A 21,631-nucleotide genomic window follows, 5' to 3' on the forward strand; every position below is an offset into this window, starting at 1 on the left:
CGCTCCCCTGTAGGAGCTGTCGAGCCCCAGCGAGGCTGCGAAGACGCCCGCACACACAATAAAAATCTCACGCCCCCAGCCCCCCACTTTGCGTAAACTGCGCCCCCTACTCGATCAGGACAACACCACCCAGGAGGGGTAACGCTTGAAACTGCTCAACACCGACACACCCATCACCCGACTCACGCTCAAAGACCAACTGACGGTTGACCCCTACAAGGCCTTGGCACTGCTGGAAACACTCCTGCTGTTTTTTGTCGTGATGGCACTGGTGCTGTTCGTCGCACACCGCGTCGGCATCACCGACACCTTCAAGAGCGCCCTCCTCTACAGCGGCACCTTCGGCGCATCCATCGGCATGGCGTTCAATATGTACCGCGAGGCCGCCCTGTCGGAGTGGACCTTCGCCGCCCCCCTCAGCCCCATCGCGCTGCAAAACGCCATGCTCAGCTTGAAGTATTCCGAGCGACAGCCAGGTGTCTACGGCCCCAAAAAACCCATGTTCACGCTGTTGCATCGCTGCGATTCGGAAAGAATCACAGTGACGACCCTGAACGGTAAAACGCGCTTCACCGGCCCCGCCAACAAACTCAAAGCACTGTCGGCTTTGCCCCTCACTGATACACCCGACGCGCAGTGAGGACATGTCCTACAGCAGGCTTCAGCGGCTTGCTCCATTGCCTACAGTTACGTCAGAATCCGCCGGCTTGTGCGCTTGAGTGGGCGTCTCTAAGGTGGTTCGGTCGCTGACAACTCAGTGATCGGGTTTAGTAGCCCGCGTGACAACATAAAGTGCATGAGCCTCATCAATCAGATGTTCTTGTCTGTGCTTGATGGTGGCTGTACGCAGGGCGCCCTCGGGCGCGCCGGCTTTGTGTGTTTCCCCGGTCTACTAACCTGCGTACAGCCGCCACCCTCTCGTTTAGTAGCGAAAAGGTGTTGGCCCTAATCAGGTACAACACACATGTTCAAAGTCACGCCCAACCCTCCGAACGAGCCGGACCTGAAATTTAACCAGGCTGCGCACCGTGCAATCGATCACTACCTCAATCCAAAAACTGCCCCATCTGTGGCCACCCTCGGCCTATTCACCGTCGCCGCCAACGCCAGCAACGAAACCCTGATCACCAACAGCTACGAAACCTTCTCCTCAGTAACCGCGTTGCTGCTCGACCTGTCAGAGGACTTGACCGGTAAACAGCGAGATGTGGTCCTGGCGATTCACCAGTTGAGTGAGTTGGGGGTGTTGTTGATGGACAGGCTGATGGAGCGGGAGTCGGCTGTAGCAGGCGGTTAAGCGTTCAGTTTTAGTACCCAAAAAAATCGCCGAGTCGTCGTGATTGCTACATGACGAATCGGCGATTGTGCGACTGAGCGGCTTTCTGAAAGGCATGAACAGACAAGGCATGTATTGGCCGAGCCGTCAGTCATGCCCGACGACTTGCGATCCCTCCCCCCGCCCGTGAATGATCAGGGCGCACCACCCGCCATTCTCAGTAACTGAGAAACTGGTAGATCGCGAAGTGGATGTCATCCCTCGTATCACCATCCCACGCCTCGACCGTTTCCAACTCGGCCCTGAGGGATTCGATGCGTCTCTCGATCTCCGCAATTTCCGCCGGCCCGCATTGCGACGCGATCGCTGCCCATTTTTCATGTGGGATTTGCTGCTGGATGGAAAGGGCTGATCGGGCTTGCGTGAGTAGTGTTGGGAGTCTGCTCATTGAGTTCCGGGCTGAGGAGAAGGAAGGGTCAGCGATTTTAGCTGTGTTGACGTCGGGGTTCGGCCAATTGCTGCTCTACACGACAGGCAGTAATCGGCCAGGAGCTGTCGTTCAATCTTAGGTTACTAGCGGCTCGGCAGCGAACTTCCGCAGTTGACACCTATATACCTGAATCCACTTCCCACCTACGCCACATATGTCCTTTCAACTGAATTTACCAGGGAACCTCCCAGTTACCTCCTACAATGTTCGAAAAATAAAATACCCTCACCGAAGCTCACGGCAAGGGCATCACCAGAAGCAATCGAGCTTAAGTAGCTCTAAATCCAGGCTTACCGTTCGCTGCGCGCCACTCTTTAACTTTTTTTGTTATGACTTCAGGCGTACTCTCCGCATTCGATGGAGGATAATAAATTAAGTCAGATCCGTCTGGATGCTCTGTCAATACCTCAAACTCTAAAACCGCATCAACTTGGTCTTTCTCGGTGGCGTACTCAGAATCACAAATTTTTTTAACAAATAGTAAAAACTCAGACTCTGTGTACTCTTCTATTTTTTTAATGCTCATATTACTTACCCTCTAGATGTATTGAGCTGTGCTGCTTTGGGGTAACCACCCGAATATTATCAATATCAAAAACTGCGCCTCCTTTGGATACATAAGTGGCATGATGAAGTTCAAACTTCACCTGACCACCAACCCGATCTCCCTTTCGAACAAACGGAGCTCGTCCGTTCTTCATTTCAGAAATATTGTTGCTGATAAATTGCTTTGATAGTTCGGAGTCATTAGCGACAGACTTCCAAAACGCCTCTCGAAATTTCCTGAAGTTTTTAAACTCTTTCCCTCGCAATTGGTCCGCAATCTGTGACGGAATTGGAGCCCCTTCAACTTGTGATGCAGCGCCCAACCAGTTCCCCGACACAGGCTGGCCAAAACCTGTTGCAACACCTGCATCCTCTCGCCGATCCCGGAACATCGTATAGATCGGTGGCAGACCTGAATCCGCCGGAAAGACCGTAATAAAATCATCAAAACTCGCTTCTGAAACTGCAGGAAAGGCGTCAATGCGGCCTTCCACCGGAGTCACTGTAGCGCCAGTGTAAACTGTTGGCACAGGCTGTTCAGTAGGCGAAGTCGTTGAATTATTCCCTGGGCTGACAATAGGCGTCCAGGTTAGAGTCCGTGGAGGTACATCCGCTGTCGTAGCGGTATAGACTTTCTGTGCCGCATCATAACGAGCCGCCACTACCCTGACCTTTGACGGAACCGTCACGCCATCAGTCTTGACTACAAAGACCTCTGACTGCCCATCTGCAGCAGTTTTTGAGCTAATGCGGTAAGCCAAATCAACGGTGCCACCCATGGCAACAACGCTATTCAGATCTTGCTGAAGGTCAGGAATCAGGTCCGATACTGGGGTACTGAAAGCATAACGCTCCGACAGTTCGCCATTCGCCAGCTTTGACGAGTAAAACAGCGCTGAGACCCCAACAACAAGGCCTGCCCCAACACTCGCAACAACTCCGCCCAAAGCGCTAATGGCTGCACGAATAGCCGCTTGTAGAGTGAGCGCTGCGGCTTCAACTACCGTTACGGTTCCGGCTGAAGTCATAAACAGCGAGCCGGCAGCAGATGCAGGGCCCGGTGCACGGAACGTATTGGCGTTCCGAACAGCTTCATGTGCGGCGGTTAGGCGTGCTTGTTCGGCCTGAATAACAGCCAATGCATCTGCTGCCACTTTTAAACGCCTGGCTGTTTCTGCATAGACCTGAGCGAGCCGAAGGGCTTCATAGCCTAAAGCCCAATCAATAAGCCGTTGCTTTCGGACTGCTGCATCTTGGTACTTATTATCCGGAAATACATCAGAAACAGAATAATACGGTTTAAGGTCCGGGCCGACTTTCAGCGACGCTGCTTTGTCCGCTTGGTTTTTTTCTTCTGCTTTAGAATTGTAGTATAATTTTACATGAATGACATGTTCTTTTGTTACGGTTGATTCTGGAGTTATGGCATCCATTGGCTCATTAGAGCCTCCCTCACTCTCTACATCCTTTTTTATGTCACTGTCGATTTTCTGCATGTTTTCAGCATGCGCGGCATCGATTTCTTTTTGAAACTTGCTTGTGAATGCATTTATTACATCCCGTCTTTGGAGGTCCATCCGAGTAGCGGGAGGGAAGAAGTTCAGTGGCTGATTATCGCTTCTAAGATTGAAGTTAAACGCCTCTATCAAGGCCGGGGCTGTTACTCTGGATTCTCCGAGTTCTATTGTCATTACCATTTCCTTTTGGTTAAGTCGTCTGATCCATTCATCGACAGTATTCCTATTTGTGAAGGCTTCCAGCCTTCGCTGCTTCGTGTACTTCGCCCGCCTAAGGTTATCGCGAAGCATGACGTGGGCGAGCAAAAAATACTGTATATACATACATATTTTGCGTCAATGTATATTTTTGCATAAATGCATTTTATGCATCTGTAGAACTGGCTGGGATGGCAATGTGATCTCGCCTAATGAAACCCCTGAGGTTTGAAGCAGAAAATTTGGAGTGCCGTCGGTTGGCTCTGGGCATTCGAACCCATATTTCGCAAGCATCCACCTCTGGCCGATTTCTGCCTGTCGCAACCGTCAGCTTTGGGTCGATAGCTGTCACTCGCGAACGGCAGCTCCCGACCCTGAGCGGACTTTGAAGGCCAGGCCTCCACCTCAGTCACTGCTGCTGCCCATCAGAATCCATCGCTTTCCATGGGCTTGGATATCGAAGGAAAAACCCGAGTACACCGGATAAGCCGGATGGCCCTTAACAAGCCAGAATGAAGTGATGGCTTTGGCTTTGTCGAGATTCACAGAAGTAAACAGGGCTTGGCCAGCGCTAGGATTTCTGAGCGTTTTGCAGCCAGGTCTATCGGGCCGTAGGCTTCATCACCTGGGTGCAAAAGTAGTTCTAATGCTTCGCGACGTGCTTTGCTTGCAGACACGTTAGTCTGGTTACTCACGATGGCGTTTTTGCTTACGGAGCGGGCCAGTTGCTCTTCAAGTGTCCGGTCCAAGTCAAAAGGCCCGTAGGTATTTATCCAGACAGTATAGTTGTAGCCCTCTAGGAGATCCTCCAGCCTGAGGATTTCGTTTGGCCGGGAATCTGTGACGATGCGCATGATGGTTCCATCCAGCCGCTAGTGGACCGATATTCTGAGGCAACGCCAATTAGAACGGCAGGACATCGTAAAATATGCGGGCGAACGTCTGCTTTTGGCCGAAAGCAGCCAGTCACAAGCAAGCAACATCGCCCCTAGCCGCCCTGGTAGCAGAAAGCCCGCAATGCATGATTCCTTTCACCCTAAACCCAATCGACAACACCAAACAGACACCCAAAACATTAGAATGCCGCCCTCCCCAACCACAAGGACGTAGGCAGCATGATAAAACAACGCTTCTCCCTAGCCCTCAGCCTCCTATGGCGCACCTACCTGGCGTATTTCATCTACTCCGTAGTATTCAGCCTGGCGCTGGGGTTCACGATTGGTGCTGAATTGCTTGCCAGCCGGGATTTTCTGCGGTTCGGGCCGCCGTTCACGCTCGGTTTGTTTGCGCTGTTGATCGCCGTCCTGGAACTCGGAGGTCGCGTCAATGTGCTGCAGGCCGTGTTCGGTGCGCGGTTGAAGCGCACACAGGCTCACTGGCGGACCTATGTGCTTCAGTTGTCATTGCTACTGATTGCCCTGGCACTCTTGAATGCCCTGTTCGCACTCTTCGCTCCGTTTGAGGTTTGGGTGTACTACAAAGTCTATGGCGCCCCGTTGCTGTTTGCCTTTGGCATCTTTGTGCTGGGTTGGGCGCAAACGCCTTCCACCGCTGAAACGATCGCGGCACACGCAGAAGAGTCATCACCAACAAATGCTGCACCTAAGTGGCCATAAGCTTCAGGGCCTGACCCCGAATCCCTGCGCCTATTTTTGATACCTGCGCTTGGCCCGTTCTCGGCTACGCTTTTCAACATTCACTTCCCCGGTGAGCGGGATAGTTGGCGGTGGAAACGAAAGAAACTTGATGTGATGACTCAGTCGAGAACGGCCTATGGACATTACGATTTGTCGCAAGCGTGGTTTTTTTGATAGCGCCCATGGACGACGCGTCCCGCTGCTGGTGCTCTTTAACGGCGCGGTTGTCGGCCGTGTTGCAACCGGTGAAGTCTTAGCGCTGACACTGGCGAATGTGGTCGGCACGTTGCAAGTCGGCCTCCTTGACGACAGGAAACCGTCTCGCAGTGGGGATGTGCCTGAGGGCGTTTTCTCCGTCAGTCAGGGCATCAGTATTTCCCCGAGCCCTCAGGTTCAGGCTTTTTCGGTAAAGACCCGCAGTTGGGTGTTGTTTGATGTTTTTGATTGGGTGTATTTTCGGCCACTGGGGCGCTGGGTGTTCGCGGTCCAGAAAGAAGCCACCTAGCGGCCCCTGAATCAGGCTCCGCTCGGGCTTCTCTGCCGCGACGCCCTCTCAGCCTCGCTTCGGCAGCTTCCAATTCGGTCGAATGAAGTGGCAGGTGTAGCCGTTGGGAATCCGCTCCAGGTAATCCTGATGCTCCGGCTCTGCCTGCCAAAACGGGCCTGCTGGCTCGATCTCTGTCACCACCCTTCCCGGCCACAGCTTCGATGCGTCTACATCCGCCGCCGTATCTTCCGCAATATCGCGCTGCTGCTCGCTCAGGTAATAAATCGCCGACCGATAGCTCGGGCCGAGGTCATTGCCCTGCCGGTTAGGCGTGCTCGGGTCGTGGATCTGGAAAAAGAATTCCAGGATCTGCCGGTAACTGATTACCGCCGGGTCAAACACGATTTCAATCGCTTCGGCATGGTTACCGTGGTTGCGGTAGGTGGCGTTCGGCACGTCGCCGCCGGTGTAGCCGACGCGTGTCTGCAGCACGCCGGGGTAGCGTCGCAACAGGTCTTGCATGCCCCAGAAGCAGCCGCCGGCAAGGATGGCGGTTTCGGTTGGGTTGGTCATGGTCTGTCCTTCCGCTCAATGGATACAGGGATAGTTATGGGGCTGGGTTGGCCAATAGCAAGTTGAACGGTGGATTGCCCGAATCAGCCCGCGCGCCTGGCACTGACAGACAACCACTAATGCCGAAGCTTGCGCATTATCTGCAAGACCAACGGTTTCACATATTTCTCACCGGGGTCCGTTTCGGGTGGGTCGTCGCTGCGCCGCCACTCGCCCTGATCGAACGCCTGATACAGCGAAAACGCAGGCTGCGGCAGGTCACGGGACATGCCCACGTCAACGATGGCGTCGATGAGCCCGTTGAGCACGCCGTCGCAGAACGCATAGGTCAAAGTGCCCTGGAGATAGCGCTCGGCGACGCTGATGGACAGGGTGTTCAACAGCGCTTGCGGTGTCACGCCGATTTTCTCGCATGGGTCGGCCAGGTCATCCAGGGTCAAGCCGCTGGCTTCGGCTTGTGCCAAGAGCCTGTTGAGTTCGGTCTCCGGTAATACACCGCGGCGGCGAGGGGGTGTACGGGGCTCACTCATAAAATTTGCCGGCGAATAAAATCGCCGCGCAGCGTTGCCACACATTGGGTGCCGTTGCTTGCGTTTGGGCAAGCCCGGCGCTGGCCTCTGCCCATGCGGTTGCCGCCTCGAAAAACGCATCAATAGAGCCGTTTTCCCAACCTAGCGCACCGGGCCCATAGGGTGATGAAGGCGAGGTCTTTTCGATCTCGCGTTCATGGGCGAAATCGGTACCGAGCGCCTCAACAAAGCGGATGAACGACGGTTCATCGCTGACGTGCGCCAACAACTCATGAAGGTCCACAGAGCTAGGCATAGGTCTCCAGGCAAGGCGTAACGAGTCGACGCATGCTGCCGCACGGCATCGTCAACGGTCAACGTCGGCGGTGTTGGCCGCTTTTTTGTGGCCGGCCGGGGATGCATTGCGGCAGGTTTCAGGTAATGATGCGCCACCCGAATCAAGGACGATAACAACAATGAAAACTGCACTGCGCGCCCTGTTCCTGCTGTGCTTGGCCACTCCTGCCGTGGCTGCCGAAAGCCCTGTGGGCTTGCGGACTGCCACCCTGGCGGATGCGAAAAACACTCGCCCACTCGAGCTGGTCGTGTGGTACCCCGCCAGCACCTCGGCCACACCTGAGCTGATCGCCGACAACGCGGTGTTCGTCGGCGCGCTCGCCGTCCCCGACGCGCCGCCCGCTGCCGGTGAGCATCCGCTGGTGGTGCTGTCCCACGGGTACGGTGGCAACTGGCTCAATCAGGTATGGCTGGCGAGTGCGTTGGCGCATCGGGGCTTCATCGTGGCGGCGGTCAACCACCCTGGCACCACCAGCAAGGACCGCAGCCCGCAGGCCGCCGCGCAGTTGTGGCAACGCCCGGCCGACCTGAGCCGCGCTATCGACGCGGTGCTGGCTCAACCGACGCAGTTTGGCGCGGTGGCAAAGACGCGGATTGCCGCTGTGGGCCATTCCCTCGGCGGCTGGACCGTGCTGGAAATCGCCGGCGCACGCTTCGACCCCGACCTGTTCAGCCGCGACTGCAGCGCACACCCCAAGCTCGGTGGTTGCATTGGCTACCAGCAGATGAACCCCGCCGGTACGCCTGCCGGCAAAGCCCAACTGGCGGCGGACTTGAGCGACACTCGCGTCAGCGCCATTGTGTCCTTGGACCTGGGCCTGTCACGCGGCCTGACCGACGCCAGCCTGGCCGCGCTGCCGGTGCCGGCGCTGGTGATCGCGGGGGGCGTGCCGTCAGAGGATATGGATCCCAATCTGGAATCCGCCGACATGGTCAAGCGCCTGCCAAAAGCATCCACGCAGTACGTGGAAATCGGCGACGCCACGCACTTTAGCTTCATGACGATCTGCAAGCCGGGCGGCATGGCGTTGATTGAAGAGGATTCCCCGGGGGATGGCATGATTTGCCGCGACGGCGAGGGCGCACGACCTCGGGCGCAGATTCAGCAGCAGGTGGTGGCGTTGATCAGTGAGTTCTTGGGACGTACAGCGCCGCAAAAAAGCCTCTGAAAAAACTAATTGCATCAAATGCGCTGCATGTTTGATCGGAGTATTTGCTGATAGCTGCCAAATGGAAGGTCGGCGATGAGGCAGGCCAAGCGTTTGGTGCGGGGTGTGGAGGCTCATCGTGTCTTCCCTGTGGCGTTCAATAGTCGGGGATTCAGGGCCCGATTATTGGCGAAAGACACGGTGATTCAATGCACGGATCGGCGCTAAAAAGCGACCCAGGCAGCGGCTGGCGATTTTTAAACTGGTATCATCGCGGCCTGTATCCACCAGGTAAAAACCGATGAATCGCCAGAAAAAACTCCAGCAGCTGTTCAAGGCCAAGGCCAAGAAGGCCAGCGCCAAATTGGCGCCGAAAAGCAAGGACCGCTATATCAGCAAGGCGGATCGGGAAAAGCTGGCGGCCGAAGCGGCCCAAGAGCCCAGCCTTTCCCCCGAGGCGTGACTCAGCAACCGCTCAACGCCACCTGCGGCCGCTCGCCGGCAAAGAAAAACGGCCGCAGGCGCACGCCCACGCTATTGCCGATAAACGCCGCCACCAGCCACACCCAGCCATGCAGGCTGCCTGAGGCGATGCCGCTGAAGTACGCGCCGATGTTGCAGCCGTAGGCCAGGCGCGAGCCGTAGCCGAGCAGCAGGCCGCCGATCACTGCCGCGACCAGCGAGCGCGCCGGGATTTTCAGGCTGGGGGCAAAACGCCCGGCCAGGCCGGCAGCCAGCAGCGCACCGAGGACAATGCCGATGTCCATGACGCTGGTGATGTCTTCCCACACCGGCGCGGCCAGCGCCTTGGCGTTGCCCGGCATCTGCCAGAACGCCCAGCTGGCCACATCCACGCCCAATCCGCTTGCCACCTTGGCGCCCCACAATGCGAACGCCGAGGTAATCCCCCACGGCCGCCCGGCCAGTGCCAGGGTCGCGTAGTTGAGCAGCGCCAGGCCAATCGCGCCCCACACCAATGGCCACGGCCCGCGCAGGAAACGGCGCAGGCCCTGGTGCTCGCTGGTCACGCCGGCTTCGAGTTGGCCATGACGGCGTTTTTCCAAGCGCACGGTGACAGCTGCAATCAGGCCGAACACGGCCAGGCTGAGGATCAAGGCCGGCACCACGCCGAAGCTCTTGACGATGGACACGGCCGGGAACGCCGGCAGTGCAAACCACCAATCGACATGGTGCGTGGCGATCAACGAGCCACAAATGAAGAAGAACAGCGTCACCAGCATGCGCGCATTCCCGCCGCCCACGGTGAACAGCGTGCCGGACGCACACCCGCCGCCCAACTGCATGCCGATCCCGAAAATAAACGCACCGAACACCACGGAAACGCCCGCCGGTGCTACCAGCCCGACCACCGGCTGCCCGAACAACGTGCCCGCCCCCAGCGCCGGGAAGAACAGCAGCACCGCCACCGCAAGCATCACCATTTGCGCACGCAGGCCGGCGCCGCGCCGATCATTGATGAACACCCGCCAGGCCGAGGTGAAACCAAAGGCGGCGTGGTAGAGGGTCAGGCCCAGCGCCGCGCCGACCACCAGCAACAGCACCTGGCGCGAGCCCACGCTGTTTTGCAGGAACAGGGCGCCAAGCACCAGGATGATAAAAGCCACCAACGGCGCAACAGGCGTGCGCGCTGGGGCGATAGGAAGAGAACTGCTCATGGGGTATCTCGGTGTGAAGGGGTTGAATGCGAGGGGGACGAGTATAAACCCAGGGCACGCGGGGGGCGCGTTGTGCCTGACAGACTTTTTTGTGAGGAGCGATCGTCTTCTGTGGTGAGCGGGCTTGTTGTGGTGAGTGGTCATCTTTGGTGGTGAGCAGGCTTGTTGTGATGAGTGCTCATCTTTTGTGGTGAGTGGTCATCCTTCGTGGCGAGCGGGCTTGCCCCGGGTACAAACCGGGGACATCGTTTACATTTCTAACCGGGGACATGGTTTACAGGCTAATACGCATGATCAGGAGGTAACTGATCATGCCCTGGAACCAAGAGTTCCAAGCCGACCCTCTGTGGCAAGCGGTCATCCTTCGTGGTGAGTGGGCTTGCCCCGCGTTGGGCTGCGCAGCAGCCCCAATCCAGCAGAATGCGGTGTGTCAGGAACTACTCAGGGGATGGCTTTGGGGCCGCTACGCAGCCCAACGCGGGGCAAGCCCGCTCACCACAGGAAGCTCGCTCGCCACAATGAATCCATTCGCCACAAAGACACTGCTAACCGGTCCGCGCCCCACAAGAAAAAATTTAACTGGGGGCGTACGCACAGGACACATTGGATTATCAAGGTGGCCGTGCTGTGCCTGCCCGACTTCCCGTCCCCAGCCGACCTTTTGTGGCAAGCGATCATCCCTTGTGGTGAGCGGGCTTGCCCCGCGTTGGGCTGCGCAGCAGCCCCAATCCAGCAGAATGCGGTGCATCAGGTGCTACTCAGTGGATGGCTTTGGGGCCGCTACGCAGCCCAACGCGGGGCAAGCCCGCTCACCACAGGAAGCTTGCTCGCCACCACAAATCCATTCCCCACAGAGAAACTGCTCGCCCTCCCCGCCCACATGAAAAAAATTTAATACAGCTAAACTGTACAGTTTTCCTGTACCCATGCTACGGTTTCAGCATGACTAAACCACTCTCCACCCCCTCATCGCATTCCGCCGCCACCCTGGCCGCCGAGCTGCGTATCTCCCTGGGCAAGCTGATCCGCCGCCTGCGCGAGCAAACCCATCCTGATGATTTCACCACCGCGCAAAAGTCCGTGCTGCTGCGCCTGGATCGCGATGGCCCGAGCACAGTTTCTGCCCTCGCCCGCGCCGAAAGCGTCAAGCCGCAGTCGATGCGCATCACCGTGGCCGGGCTGGAAGTGATGCAGGCCGTGAGCGGCAAGCCGGACCCAAGCGACGGCCGGCAGACGCTGATCAGCCTCACGCCGAGCTTTCGCAAACACCTGAGCGAAAACCGCGCGGCCAAAGACGATTGGCTGCTGCGCGCGCTGCAGGAACAACTGTCGCCCCAGGAACAAGACGAACTCGCCGCCGCGGTGAAACTGCTGGAGCGCCTCGCCGACTTTTGACTCTCCCCTACCCGCTTGAGGAAATAGCATGGCTGTCACCTCGCTGGATGCAACAACCGCACTGATCATCGTGGACCTGCAACACGGCATCATCGGCTATCCCTTCATGCACCCGATCGGCGAGGTGGTGCAGCGCTCGCGCACACTGCTCGATGCCTTCCGCGCGCGCGATTTGCCGGTGGTGCTGGTCAACGTCACAGGCTTTGCGCCGGGACGCACCGAGCGACCACGGCGCAGCGAAGCCTTGCCGCCCGACTGGGCCGAGCTGATCCCCGAACTCAACCCACAACCCACTGACCTGCGAGTGACCAAACGCAGCTGGGGCGCGTTCGCCAACACCGACCTCGAGGCCCGGCTCAAGGCCCTCGGCGTTACGCAGGTCGTGGTCACCGGCGTGGCCACCGGCACCGGGGTCGAAGCCACCGCGCGCCAGGCCTATGAGTTGGGTTTCAACGTGACGCTCGCCATCGATGCAATGACCGATGCCAACCCCGAGGCCCACGCCTATAGCCTCCAGCACGTGTTCCCGCGCCTGGGCGAGTCGGGCACCACGCAGGCCATCATTGATCTGCTCGACACCCGGGGGAACGAATAACGCCATGAGTTTCCTCGGCACCTTCCGCTCCCTGCGCAGCCCCAACTACCGCATCTGGGCCGCCGGTGCGCTGGTCTCCAACATCGGCACCTGGATGCAGCGCACCGCCCAGGACTGGCTGGTGCTCACCCAGCTCACCCCGCACAACGCCGCCGCTGTCGGCATCGTCATGTCGCTGCAGTTCGGCCCGCAGTTGTTGTTGCTGCCATGGACCGGGTTTGCCGCCGACCACTACGACCAGCGCAAGCTGCTGATCGTCACCCAGGCGGTGATGGGCCTGCTGGCGCTGACGCTGGGGGTGTTCACCATCACCGGGTTTGTCGAGCTGTGGCACGTGTACGTATTTGCGTTCCTGTCCGGCTGCGCCTCGGCGTTCGATGCGCCCGTGCGGCAGATTTTCGTCGCGGAGCTGGTGGGCGAGAAGGATTTGTCCAACGCCATCGCGCTTAATTCCACCTCGTTCAATATGGCACGCATGATCGGCCCGGCGGTGGCCGGCCTGACCATCGCGTCGGTGGGCACCGGCTGGGCGTTCCTGCTCAATGGCAGCAGTTTTTTTGCGGTGCTGGCCTCGCTGTTCTTCCTGCGGGTGTCGGGGCAGCACGCCAAGGTGCGAGCCTTGCGCACCAAAGGCAGCCTCACCGAAGGCCTGCGCTATGTGTGGGCGCGGCCGGACTTGAAGGCGATCCTGCTGATGCTGTTTCTGATCGGCACCTTCGGCATGAATTTCCCGATTTTCATCTCGACCATGGCCGTGACCGCGTTTCATACCGATGCACGCGGCTACGGCCTGCTGACCTCGACCCTGGCCATCGGCACCATCGCCGGCGCACTGCTGGCCGCCGGTCGCGAAAGGCCGCAGTTCAAGTCCCTGCTCAATGGCGCCGCGATCTTCGGCGTGGGCTGCACCCTGGCGGCCCTGGCGCCGAACTACTGGTTGTTCGCGGTCGCGCTGGTGATCATCGGCGTGGGGGCGATGACCTTCAGCAACACCACCAACAGCCTGATGCAACTCACCACCGAACCGGCGATGCGCGGCCGCGTGATCGCCCTGCGCGTCGGCGTGGCCCTGGGCGGCACGCCCATCGGCGCGCCCATTGTCGGCTGGGTCGCCGACCACCTGGGGCCGCGCTGGGCGCTGGTGGTCGGCGCGGTGTCAGGCATCCTGGCGGTGGGGGTGGCGGTCTACACGATCAAGCGCCAGCTGGATCGGCCCGCGTCGATTACGTCCGCCCCACCGAGCCCGACACCGGGAGATTCCCCAACAACTTGAGCCCGGTGCTCTTCACGAACGTGTCGTAGTCCATCGGTTTCTGGATGCGGGTTTCGGTGTTGGGCAGTACGTAGGCCCAGGCACGCTGGCTGGAAGCGTCATACACCAGCTTGAACAGGCGCGTCGGCACCCACACCCGGTTGTCGCCGATGGTGCCGTAGCCTGGGTCGAACAGTGGACCGGTGAACACATACACATCGCCGCCGGCGCGCTTGGCGAATTTGCGCACGTCGGCTTCGACCTTGCTCCAGATCTTGCGGTTGTTGGTCGGGTCCTGCGGGACCATGTTCGACAGCGCGAAGGATTGCGCCATGGCGTGCGCATTCGGCGCGTCGGCGGCTGGCGCCTGGTGGCCACGGTCGACGGCCGGGTGCTGGCTGCGGTAGTCGCTCAACTCCGCACGGCCACCTTTGGGAATACGCGGATCGGGGTAGAACTGGTTGGTGCGTTCCTCGCCCTTGGCCTCCTGCAATTGCGCGGCGTTGAGGCGCTCGACCACCACCAGAGGGGTCTTGCTGGTTTGCGAGTACAGCACCGCAAAGGTGTCCGAACACAGCGCCAGCGGTTTCATCGCCGCCGGGACAGTCGCCGTGTTGATCGGATTTTTCGCCGGGAAAAGTTCAGCGCATCCGTCAAACGAGGCGCGTTGTTCCGAAGGCGTGTAAGGGGTTGCGGGGGTGCGGGCATCAACGGTGGTGGAGAACAAAAACAGGGCAGACAGCCCGACTGCAATATTGCGTAGGTGCATGGGTAAATCTTCGAAAGGGAATAAAGCGGCAGGCTCCGGCGCGCGGAGCCAAGTGGATGATATTTCGAGGATTATGGACTAGCTAAAGTCAGATTAGTGCCCGACAGCCGCAGGTTTACCCGCTCCCCGCGCCCCCGGTTTGAAGGCATGGGCGCGGGCCGCCCAAGTCAGCACCAACGCCACCCCGATCAACCCCAGCATCGCCCACGGAAACGCCGCCACGCCCCAGCTCTCCAGCAACACCCCCGACCACGCCGCTGCCGGCAATCGCGCTGTTCCAGGCCACCACGTTGAGTGACAGCGCCACGTCCGCGCCATCTCCCGCCGCATCGGCCAGGGCGGTCTGCAGCAAGGTCGCGGCGCCGCCGAAGCTCAGGCCCCAGACTGCCACGCCGAGGTAGATCACCGACGGCAGATTGCCCAACAGGCCGAACACCACGCTCACGCCGGCAAACAGCAGCAGGCTCGCCAGCACCGTGTTGCGCAGCAGCGGCTCGACCAGCCGGGCGGTGATCCAGATGCCGGCCAACGCGGCGATGCCGAACACCAGTAACACCAGGTCCACGCGCTCGGCCAGGCCGGCCGGCGCCACGAACGGGGCGATGTAGGTGTAGAGGATGTTGTGGGCGAGCATCCAACTGATCACCACCGCCAGCACCGGCCGCACGCCCGGCGTGGTCAGCACCTTGCCCAGCGACACGCGTTGATGCGCGGGCTGGGGCGCGAAGTCCGGGACTTTCACCAGCACCCAGGCAATCAGCACCAGGCTCACGCCGGACATCAGGCCGAACGTGGTGCGCCAACCCACCAGACCGCCGAGCCAGGTGCCCAGCGGCACACCCAGCGACAGCGCAATCGGCGTGCCGACCATCGCCAGTGCGAGTGCCTTGCCCTGTTGGTGCGGTGCGACCATGCGCCGGGCGTAACCGGCCAGCAGGCTCCAGGCCAGCCCCGCCGCGACACCGGCGAAGAAGCGCGCCACCAGCGTCACGCCATAGTGCGACGACCACGCGGTGATGGAGTTGAACAGCAGGAAACCGACGATGGTCAGCAGCAACACATTGCGCCGGCGCCAGCCACGGGTGGCGATGGTCATGGGGATCACCGCCAGCACCGAGCCCAGCGCGTAGGCGGTGACCATTTGCCCGGCCATCGACGGCGAAATCGCCAGGCCGTCGCTGATCAGCGGCAACAGGCCGGCAGGCAGGGTTTCGGTGACGATGCAGATGAAGCCGGTCATGGCCAGCGCGAGCAAGGCGCCGATGGGCAAACGTTCGGACGAGGCCGATAGGGTCAGTGAGGGCGTCACGGGATACTCCTGGGGCAAGACTTAGATACTGATCGATATAAATGTTGCGGGCAGTCGCGACGCGTTGTCAACGACTTATGTATCGACTAGTATTTATCTCATTCCCCACCGGAGACCCGACATGGCACAAATGGGCCGCCCCCGCACTTTCGACCGTGAACAGGCTGTGGAACAGGCCTTGCACCTGTTCTGGCAGCACGGCTACGACGCCACGTCTTTGGCCCAGCTCAAGGCGGGGTTGGGTGGCGGTATCTCTGCGCCGAGTTTCTATGCGGCGTTTGGCTCCAAGGAAGCGCTGTTCGATGAGTGCGTGCAGCGCTACCTGGCGACCTACGCCCAGGTTACCGAATGCCTGTGGGACGAAACCCTGTTGCCGCGCAAGGCGGTGGAGACTGCGCTGCGCCAGTCGGTGCGCATGCAGTGTGAAGACGGGCACCCCAAGGGCTGCATGGTCGCGTTGGGCGTGATGAGCGCGCCGAGCCCGGAGAATGCACGCGTGGCCGATGCATTGACCCAGTCACGGCTGCGCACGCGGGCGGGGATCGTCGCGTGTGTGGAGCGGGCGATGCGGCTCGGCCAGTTGCCGCAGCACACTCAGCCGGCGGTGATGGCGAGCGTGTTTGACAGTTTCCTGCAGGGGGTGTCGATCTTGGCCCGGGACAACGTGCCCCATGCGACCCTCGATGCGGCGATCAGCCAGCTCATGCTGGGCTGGGATGTCGCCGCCTCTATCGCGCCGCCTTTGCATCCCGGTGCTGCATCAGAAAATCCACAAACGCGCGCACCCGGTGCGGCACATAGCGCCCATGGGGATACAGCAGGGTAAACGGCCGCGAACGGCCGCCATACGCCTGCAGCACTTGCACCAGGCTGCCGTCCGCCAATTCCTGCTCGACGATGAACTTGTAGGTCTGGAACAACCCCGCACCATGCTTGGCCAAAGTCACGCCGCCAAGGACATCGTCGGAACAGCTATACCCCGCCTCCCCCGCGAATTCCTGCGCCTTGCCGTCCACCTGGAACAACCACGGGATGCGGCGCCCATTGCTCGGCAGTTCGTACTGGATGCATTCGTGGGTAGGCAAATCCTCCAGCGTCTGTGGGGTACCGGCGCGTTGCAGGTAGGACGGCGCGGCCACCACCACCAGTTCGGCATCTTCCAGCAGGCGTGCGATCAGCGATGAGTCGGGTTGTGCGCGTACGCGCACGGCCAGGTCATAGCCCTCGGCGACGAAGTCGATATTGCGGTTGCTGATGTGGATATCCACCGTGACCTGCGGGTACAGCGCGCGAAACTTCGGCAGCAGCGGCAGCAGGCGATGATGGCCGTAGGTGGTCGGAATGCTGATGCGCAGCAGGCCGGAGGGCACGGACTGCGCGCCCATCACTTCCTGTTGGGCTTCCACCAGTTGGGTCAGGGCTTGGCGGCATTGCTCGAAAAACGTCCGGCCGCTGTCCGTCAGGCGAATGCTGCGGGTGGTGCGCACAAACAGCCGCGAGCCCAGGCGTTCTTCCAGGCGCGAGACGCTGCGGCTCACGGCAGCCGGGGTGACGCCGGCGACCTGCGCGGCGGCGGTGAAACTGCTGGCTTCGGCTGCCAGGCAAAACAGCTCGATACTGCCCAGCTGCAAATCTTCGAAATGACGCTTCATGAGGGAGGCTTCTGACTCAACGGCAGCGAGTAGCGGTTTGATGGATGACACGCCCTGTTTATCAGCAGTGCCAAGATAAATACAGCGTTCGGCACCGGCCACGCTTGCTTTCGCTGATGGCACACCGCTAATCTTGCGAATAATTCTTATCCGCAGACGTATCTTTCCATGTCGGCCAGCAACCTTCCCTTGAATCAGGCGGTCCATGCGCTCTACGCCGAGCACCATGGTTGGCTGTTCGGCTGGCTGCGCAAAAAGCTCGGTTGCCCGCAAAACGCTGCGGATCTTTCCCACGATACGTTTCTGCGCATCCTTGCGTCCCGCGATGCCCTCGGCGCAATGCGCGAACCGCGTGCGTTTCTGACCACCACCGCGCGCCACCTGATCATTGACCGCGCGCGCCGGCGCCAGCTGGAAGACGCCTACCTGCGCGAGCTGGCCCTGACCATCGAGATGATGGAGCAGTGCCAGCAGTCGCCGGAAGAGATCCTCGTCACCCTGGAAGCGCTGGAACAGATCGCCTTTGTGCTCGACGGCCTGGCGCTGAATGCGCGGCAGGCGTTCCTGCTGTACTTCCTCGAAGGCCTGCGCCAAAGCGAGATCGCCAGCCGCCTGGGGATTTCCGAGCGCATGGTGCGCAAGCACCTGATGAATGCGCTGATGCACTGCAACCACGCGCTGGACATATGAGCACCGACCTCGACCAGCAGGCCGCGAACTGGGTGATCCGCCTCAATGAGGGCAATCTCAGCGAGCGCGAGCAGCAGCAGTTCGAGCGCTGGCAAGCGGCCGATCCACGCCACGCGGCGGCTTTCGAGCGCCTGCAAGGGTTTGTCGGGCGCTTGCAGGCGTTGCGCCCGCAACAGGCCCCGGTGCAAGCCGCGCTGGAAGCCGCCCGCGTGCGCCGGCGCAACCCGGCCGGGCGCGTGCTGCTGGGGTTGCTGGTGGCATTGCCGGTGGCCCTGGCGTTGCGCGCGTACCCGCCGAGCTACTGGCTGGCCGACCAGCGCACGGCGCCGGCGCAATGGCAGCAGGTCGCCCTGGAAGATGGCTCGCAACTGACCTTGAGCGGCAACAGCGCCGTGGACCTGACCTTCAACGGCCAGCAGCGCCAGGTGCGTTTGCTGCGCGGCGAAATCCTGGTGCAAGTCGCCCACGATGCGACGCGCCCCTTTACGGTGGTGACCGACGACGGCCAGATGCGCGCCCTCGGCACACGTTTTACGGTCAAGCGCGAGGCGCCGGGCACCTTGCTGAGCATGCTTGAATCGACCGTCGCGGCCACCGACGCCGCCCAGCACAAGGCTGTGCACGTCAGCGCCGGCCAACAGGCGCGCATTACCCCGGATGCCGTGAAGGTGCTGGGCAAAATCGACCCGCGCGCCACCGACGATGCCTGGAAACACCATCAATTGGTGGTGCAGGACCGGCCCCTGCCGGAGGTGCTCGACGAACTGGCGCGCCAATACGGCGGCCATGTGCAGTTTGATCGCCAGCAGTTGGCCGACCTGCGCGTGTCTGCCGTATTGCCGCTGGATAACCCGCGCCGTGCGCTGCAATTGATTGCCGATGGCCTGCCGGTGCGCATCCGCGCGTTCAGCCCGTTGTGGCTGCAGATCGAACGCTACGAAAAATAGTTTCGCGTGCCGGGTTCCGCTTTTCAGGGTTGCCCCGTCAAGGAAGAAAGCACCTCAATAACAGGAATTTCTTCCATGCCGCGCCACTTCAAGCGTTCTCCGTTGCCCCTCGCCCTGGCGATCAACCTGGCCAGCCTTGCTGCGCTGAGCCTGGGCCTCTGCAGCCCGGTGGCGGCACAAGAGGCGGCGCGGTATGCGATCGCTGCCGGCCCCCTCGGCCCGGCGCTCAACCTGTTCGCGCAACAGGCGCATGTGGCGCTGCTGTTCGACAGCCAGACCGTCGCCGGCCTGACGACTGCCGGCCTGCACGGTGACTTCGCAATTGCCCAGGGGTTCGCCCAACTGCTGCGCGGCAGCGGTTTGCAGGCCGTGCAGGGAGCAAACGGCTATGTGCTGGTGCCGATCAACACCAGCGGTTCGCTGGAGCTGGGCCCCACTGCAATCACGGGCCTGACCGAAGAAAGCAGCACCGAACACGTCAAGGGTTACGTGGCCACACGCAACCTCAGTGCCACTAAGACCGACACGCCGATCATCGAAACCCCGCAATCGCTGTCGGTGGTCACCAGCGACGAGATCCGTGATCGCCAATCGGAAACCCTCTCGCAAACCCTCGACCTGACGCCGGGTTTCACCAGCCAGCCGACCAGTTTCAACCGCACCTCGGACCGTTTCCGCATTCGCGGCTTCGACGTCGAATCTGCCACCGGCGGTTCCCTGCGCGACGGGCTGCGCCTGCAGAACAACTCCTACGACGGCGTGCAGGAGCCCTATGGCCTGGAACGCGCCGAGGTGATTCGCGGCGCGGCGTCGGTGTTGTATGGGCAACTGTCGCCGGGCGGCCTGATCAATACCGTGAGCAAGCGTCCCAGCCAGACGCCCTACCACGAGGTCAACCTGCAAGCCGGACAGAACAACCGCAAGCAACTGTCCGCCGACTTCACCGGCCCGCTGGGCGACAGCGACACCCTGAGTTACCGCCTGACCCTGCTCGACCGCAAGAGTGACACCGCCGCCGACCACATCAACAACGACAAGGTCTACGTCGCCCCGGCCCTGACCTGGCGGCCGGATGACGACACCTCGCTGACCCTGCTGTCGTTCTACCAGAAGACCGAGACCGGCTTCTCCGCGCCGCTGCCCTATCAACTGACCAAGGGCGTCGGCAGCGGCAAATTCCAGATCGGCCGCCACGACTTTATCGGCGAGCCCGACTACGACGAAATGAACGGCGAGATGTCGGCGCTGGGCTATGAGTTCGAACACCGCTTCGATGAGCACACACGCATCAGCAACAAGCTGCGCTACTACCAGTCGGATGTGACGTGGCGCTACCTGCAGGTCAACATCGGCGGCCAGAACATCACCAACGCGCAAAACACCGGCATCCTGCAGCGCCAATACAGCGACCGCCGTGAACGCTCGCGGGGCCTGGCCAGCGACACCAATATCGAGAGCAAGTGGCAGTTTGGAGACTGGCAGCACACGTTCCTGCTGGGCTTTGATGGCTACGACACCAGCTACGACTCGCACAATTTCCGCGGCGCCGCCCAGCCGTTGAACCTGGCCACCTACCAGTATGGGCAGCCGGTGGTGGTGAATCGCAACCCGGCCACCGACCGTGGTTCCCAGATCGACACCTTGCAAAAGGGCATCTACTTCCAGGACCAGATCAAGTTCGATGAACGCTGGATCCTGCTGCTCGGCGGCCGTCATGACTGGGCGGACCAGGACACCGAACTGTTCCGCAATTCGGCCAAGAGCAGCCAGAGCGATGAAGCCACCACCTGGCGCGCGGGGCTGGTGTACAAGGCCGACAATGGCCTGGCGCCCTACATCAGCTACAGCGAATCCTTCTTCCCGGTAGCCGGCACCAACAAGGCCGGCGAAAGCTTTGTGCCCACCGAGGGCAAGCAGTATGAAATCGGTATCCGCTACCAACCCGAAGGCAGCGCGACCCTGCTGAGTGCGGCGGTGTACCAGCTGGAGCAGAAAAACGTCCTGAGCCAGGACCGCACCGATATCAACTTTTCGGTACAAGTCGGCGAAGTGCGCTCGCGTGGTTTCGAACTGGAAGCCAAGACCGAGGTCACCCCCGACCTCAGCCTGATTGCCTCCTACGCCTACATCGACGCGCGCATCACCAAAAGCGATATCGCCCGCGAAATCGGCCAACGCAGCGAAGACACGCCCTACCACCAGGCGGCCCTGTGGGCCGACTATCGCCTGGCGGCGCTGGGAATCCCGCAACTGCGCATCGGCGGCGGCGCCCGCTACAAAGGCACCACCCAGGCCTCCGGCGTGCCTTCCTCCATGCCCGCCTACACCCTGTACGACGCCCGCGCCAGCTACGAAATCGACCCGCACTGGGAAGTCGCGCTCAACGCCAACAACGTCACCAACAAACGCTACACCTACTGCGAGTTCGCAATTTGCCGGTACGGCGACGAGCGCCAACTGGTCAGCTCGCTGACGTATCGCTGGTAGCAGCGCGCCGCCGAGCAAAATGGGGAAGCGGACTGGTTGTGGTGAGCAGGCCTGCTTTCTGTGGTGGACAGATCTGTGTCAGTGGTGAACAGGCCTGTTTTTCTGTAGTGAGCAGGCCTGT

General features: G+C 60.6%; 22 protein-coding genes and 1 pseudogene. 13 read left to right on the top strand and 10 right to left on the bottom strand.

The window, feature by feature from the left end; genetic code table 11:
• Nucleotides 1-145 precede the first annotated feature (145 nt).
• Both JFU04_RS20190 and JFU04_RS20195 read left to right on the top strand, forming a co-directional pair.
• A complete protein-coding gene (locus tag JFU04_RS20190) occupies nt 146-640 on the top strand; it encodes a hypothetical protein (RefSeq protein ID WP_201145543.1) in 495 nt (164 codons plus the stop codon).
• Nucleotides 641-964: 324 nt separating this feature from the next.
• Nucleotides 965-1,297: a DUF6124 family protein gene (locus tag JFU04_RS20195; RefSeq protein ID WP_201145545.1), complete on the top strand. Its 333-nt coding sequence runs from the start codon at nt 965-967 to the stop codon at nt 1,295-1,297.
• Between the two features lie 737 nt (nt 1,298-2,034).
• On the opposite strand, the gene JFU04_RS20200 is transcribed toward JFU04_RS20195, so the two are convergent.
• The 3 genes from JFU04_RS20200 to JFU04_RS20210 form a co-directional block, all read right to left on the bottom strand.
• Nucleotides 2,035-2,292, bottom strand: a complete 258-nt coding sequence (locus JFU04_RS20200) for a bacteriocin immunity protein (protein WP_201145547.1) — start codon at nt 2,290-2,292, stop codon at nt 2,035-2,037.
• A 1-nt stretch (nt 2,293) separates the two neighbouring features.
• Nucleotides 2,294-4,003, bottom strand: a complete 1,710-nt coding sequence (locus JFU04_RS20205; RefSeq protein ID WP_342389449.1) for an S-type pyocin domain-containing protein — start codon at nt 4,001-4,003, stop codon at nt 2,294-2,296.
• A 566-nt stretch (nt 4,004-4,569) separates the two neighbouring features.
• Nucleotides 4,570-4,881 carry a hypothetical protein gene (locus JFU04_RS20210; RefSeq protein WP_201145550.1) on the bottom strand — a complete coding sequence of 104 codons (312 nt, stop codon included), beginning with the start codon at nt 4,879-4,881 and terminating at the stop codon, nt 4,570-4,572.
• 261 nt (nt 4,882-5,142) lie between these two features.
• On the opposite strand from JFU04_RS20210, the gene JFU04_RS20215 reads away from it, so the two are divergent.
• Complete coding sequence (locus tag JFU04_RS20215) at nt 5,143-5,643, top strand: septation protein IspZ (protein WP_201145552.1); 501 nt, start codon at nt 5,143-5,145, stop codon at nt 5,641-5,643.
• A 157-nt stretch (nt 5,644-5,800) separates the two neighbouring features.
• Entirely contained in the window at nt 5,801-6,169 is a 369-nt protein-coding gene (locus JFU04_RS20220; RefSeq protein WP_201145554.1) for a hypothetical protein, read from the top strand.
• A gap of 48 nt (nt 6,170-6,217) precedes the next feature.
• On the opposite strand, the gene msrA is transcribed toward JFU04_RS20220, so the two are convergent.
• From msrA to JFU04_RS20235, 3 genes are all read right to left on the bottom strand, one after another.
• Nucleotides 6,218-6,724: a peptide-methionine (S)-S-oxide reductase MsrA gene (gene msrA, locus JFU04_RS20225; protein ID WP_201145556.1), complete on the bottom strand. Its 507-nt coding sequence runs from the start codon at nt 6,722-6,724 to the stop codon at nt 6,218-6,220.
• A gap of 116 nt (nt 6,725-6,840) precedes the next feature.
• Nucleotides 6,841-7,254, bottom strand: coding sequence for a hypothetical protein (locus JFU04_RS20230; protein ID WP_201145558.1), 414 nt, complete (start codon nt 7,252-7,254; stop codon nt 6,841-6,843).
• A complete protein-coding gene (locus JFU04_RS20235; protein ID WP_201145560.1) occupies nt 7,247-7,549 on the bottom strand; it encodes a DUF7660 family protein in 303 nt (100 codons plus the stop codon). The genes JFU04_RS20230 and JFU04_RS20235 overlap by 8 nt, the downstream gene beginning before the upstream one ends.
• 160 nt (nt 7,550-7,709) lie before the next feature.
• On the opposite strand from JFU04_RS20235, the gene JFU04_RS20240 reads away from it, so the two are divergent.
• Complete coding sequence (locus JFU04_RS20240) at nt 7,710-8,759, top strand: alpha/beta hydrolase family protein (RefSeq protein WP_120449246.1); 1,050 nt, start codon at nt 7,710-7,712, stop codon at nt 8,757-8,759.
• A 280-nt stretch (nt 8,760-9,039) separates the two neighbouring features.
• On the top strand, nt 9,040-9,201 hold the full coding sequence (locus JFU04_RS20245) for a DUF2986 domain-containing protein (RefSeq protein ID WP_065904377.1): 162 nt from the start codon (nt 9,040-9,042) through the stop codon (nt 9,199-9,201).
• A 1-nt stretch (nt 9,202) separates the two neighbouring features.
• Here JFU04_RS20245 and JFU04_RS20250 read toward each other — a convergent pair whose 3' ends face one another.
• Nucleotides 9,203-10,414, bottom strand: coding sequence for a YeeE/YedE family protein (locus tag JFU04_RS20250; RefSeq protein ID WP_201145562.1), 1,212 nt, complete (start codon nt 10,412-10,414; stop codon nt 9,203-9,205).
• A 942-nt stretch (nt 10,415-11,356) separates the two neighbouring features.
• Between JFU04_RS20250 and JFU04_RS20255 the strand changes: the two genes are divergently transcribed.
• Genes JFU04_RS20255 through JFU04_RS20265 form a run of 3 tightly spaced genes read left to right on the top strand, consistent with a single transcriptional unit; the run spans nt 11,357 to nt 13,677 of the window.
• Nucleotides 11,357-11,809, top strand: a complete 453-nt coding sequence (locus tag JFU04_RS20255; protein ID WP_106803121.1) for a MarR family winged helix-turn-helix transcriptional regulator — start codon at nt 11,357-11,359, stop codon at nt 11,807-11,809.
• Nucleotides 11,810-11,837: 28 nt separating this feature from the next.
• Nucleotides 11,838-12,404, top strand: a complete 567-nt coding sequence (locus JFU04_RS20260) for an isochorismatase family protein (protein WP_201145564.1) — start codon at nt 11,838-11,840, stop codon at nt 12,402-12,404.
• Between the two features lie 4 nt (nt 12,405-12,408).
• A complete protein-coding gene (locus JFU04_RS20265; protein WP_106803119.1) occupies nt 12,409-13,677 on the top strand; it encodes an MFS transporter in 1,269 nt (422 codons plus the stop codon).
• On the opposite strand, the gene JFU04_RS20270 is transcribed toward JFU04_RS20265, so the two are convergent.
• Both JFU04_RS20270 and JFU04_RS20275 read right to left on the bottom strand, forming a co-directional pair.
• Nucleotides 13,628-14,425: a DNA/RNA non-specific endonuclease gene (locus tag JFU04_RS20270; protein ID WP_201145566.1), complete on the bottom strand. Its 798-nt coding sequence runs from the start codon at nt 14,423-14,425 to the stop codon at nt 13,628-13,630. The two genes, JFU04_RS20265 and JFU04_RS20270, sit on opposite strands and share 50 nt — an antisense overlap.
• A 93-nt stretch (nt 14,426-14,518) precedes the next feature.
• Nucleotides 14,519-15,734 (bottom strand): annotated as a pseudogene (locus tag JFU04_RS20275) (MFS transporter).
• 121 nt (nt 15,735-15,855) lie between these two features.
• Between JFU04_RS20275 and JFU04_RS20280 the strand changes: the two are divergent.
• Complete coding sequence (locus JFU04_RS20280) at nt 15,856-16,560, top strand: TetR/AcrR family transcriptional regulator (protein WP_201145568.1); 705 nt, start codon at nt 15,856-15,858, stop codon at nt 16,558-16,560.
• On the opposite strand, the gene JFU04_RS20285 is transcribed toward JFU04_RS20280, so the two are convergent.
• Nucleotides 16,463-17,386, bottom strand: a complete 924-nt coding sequence (locus JFU04_RS20285; protein ID WP_120449254.1) for a LysR family transcriptional regulator — start codon at nt 17,384-17,386, stop codon at nt 16,463-16,465. The genes JFU04_RS20280 and JFU04_RS20285 overlap by 98 nt on opposite strands.
• A gap of 168 nt (nt 17,387-17,554) precedes the next feature.
• On the opposite strand from JFU04_RS20285, the gene JFU04_RS20290 reads away from it, so the two are divergent.
• The 3 genes from JFU04_RS20290 to JFU04_RS20300 all read left to right on the top strand — a co-directional run bounded on the left by JFU04_RS20290 (nt 17,555) and on the right by JFU04_RS20300 (nt 21,510).
• Nucleotides 17,555-18,076: a sigma-70 family RNA polymerase sigma factor gene (locus tag JFU04_RS20290; RefSeq protein WP_120449255.1), complete on the top strand. Its 522-nt coding sequence runs from the start codon at nt 17,555-17,557 to the stop codon at nt 18,074-18,076.
• On the top strand, nt 18,073-19,023 hold the full coding sequence (locus JFU04_RS20295; RefSeq protein ID WP_201145570.1) for a FecR family protein: 951 nt from the start codon (nt 18,073-18,075) through the stop codon (nt 19,021-19,023). The genes JFU04_RS20290 and JFU04_RS20295 overlap by 4 nt, the downstream gene beginning before the upstream one ends.
• 75 nt (nt 19,024-19,098) lie before the next feature.
• Nucleotides 19,099-21,510 (top strand): TonB-dependent siderophore receptor, encoded by a 2,412-nt coding sequence (locus JFU04_RS20300; RefSeq protein WP_201145572.1) that lies wholly within the window; start codon nt 19,099-19,101, stop codon nt 21,508-21,510.
• The last annotated feature ends 121 nt before the right edge of the window (nt 21,511-21,631 follow it).

It is taken from the genome of Pseudomonas sp. TH21, assembly GCF_016651025.1.
GTDB classification, from domain to species: domain Bacteria; phylum Pseudomonadota; class Gammaproteobacteria; order Pseudomonadales; family Pseudomonadaceae; genus Aquipseudomonas; species Aquipseudomonas aylmerensis.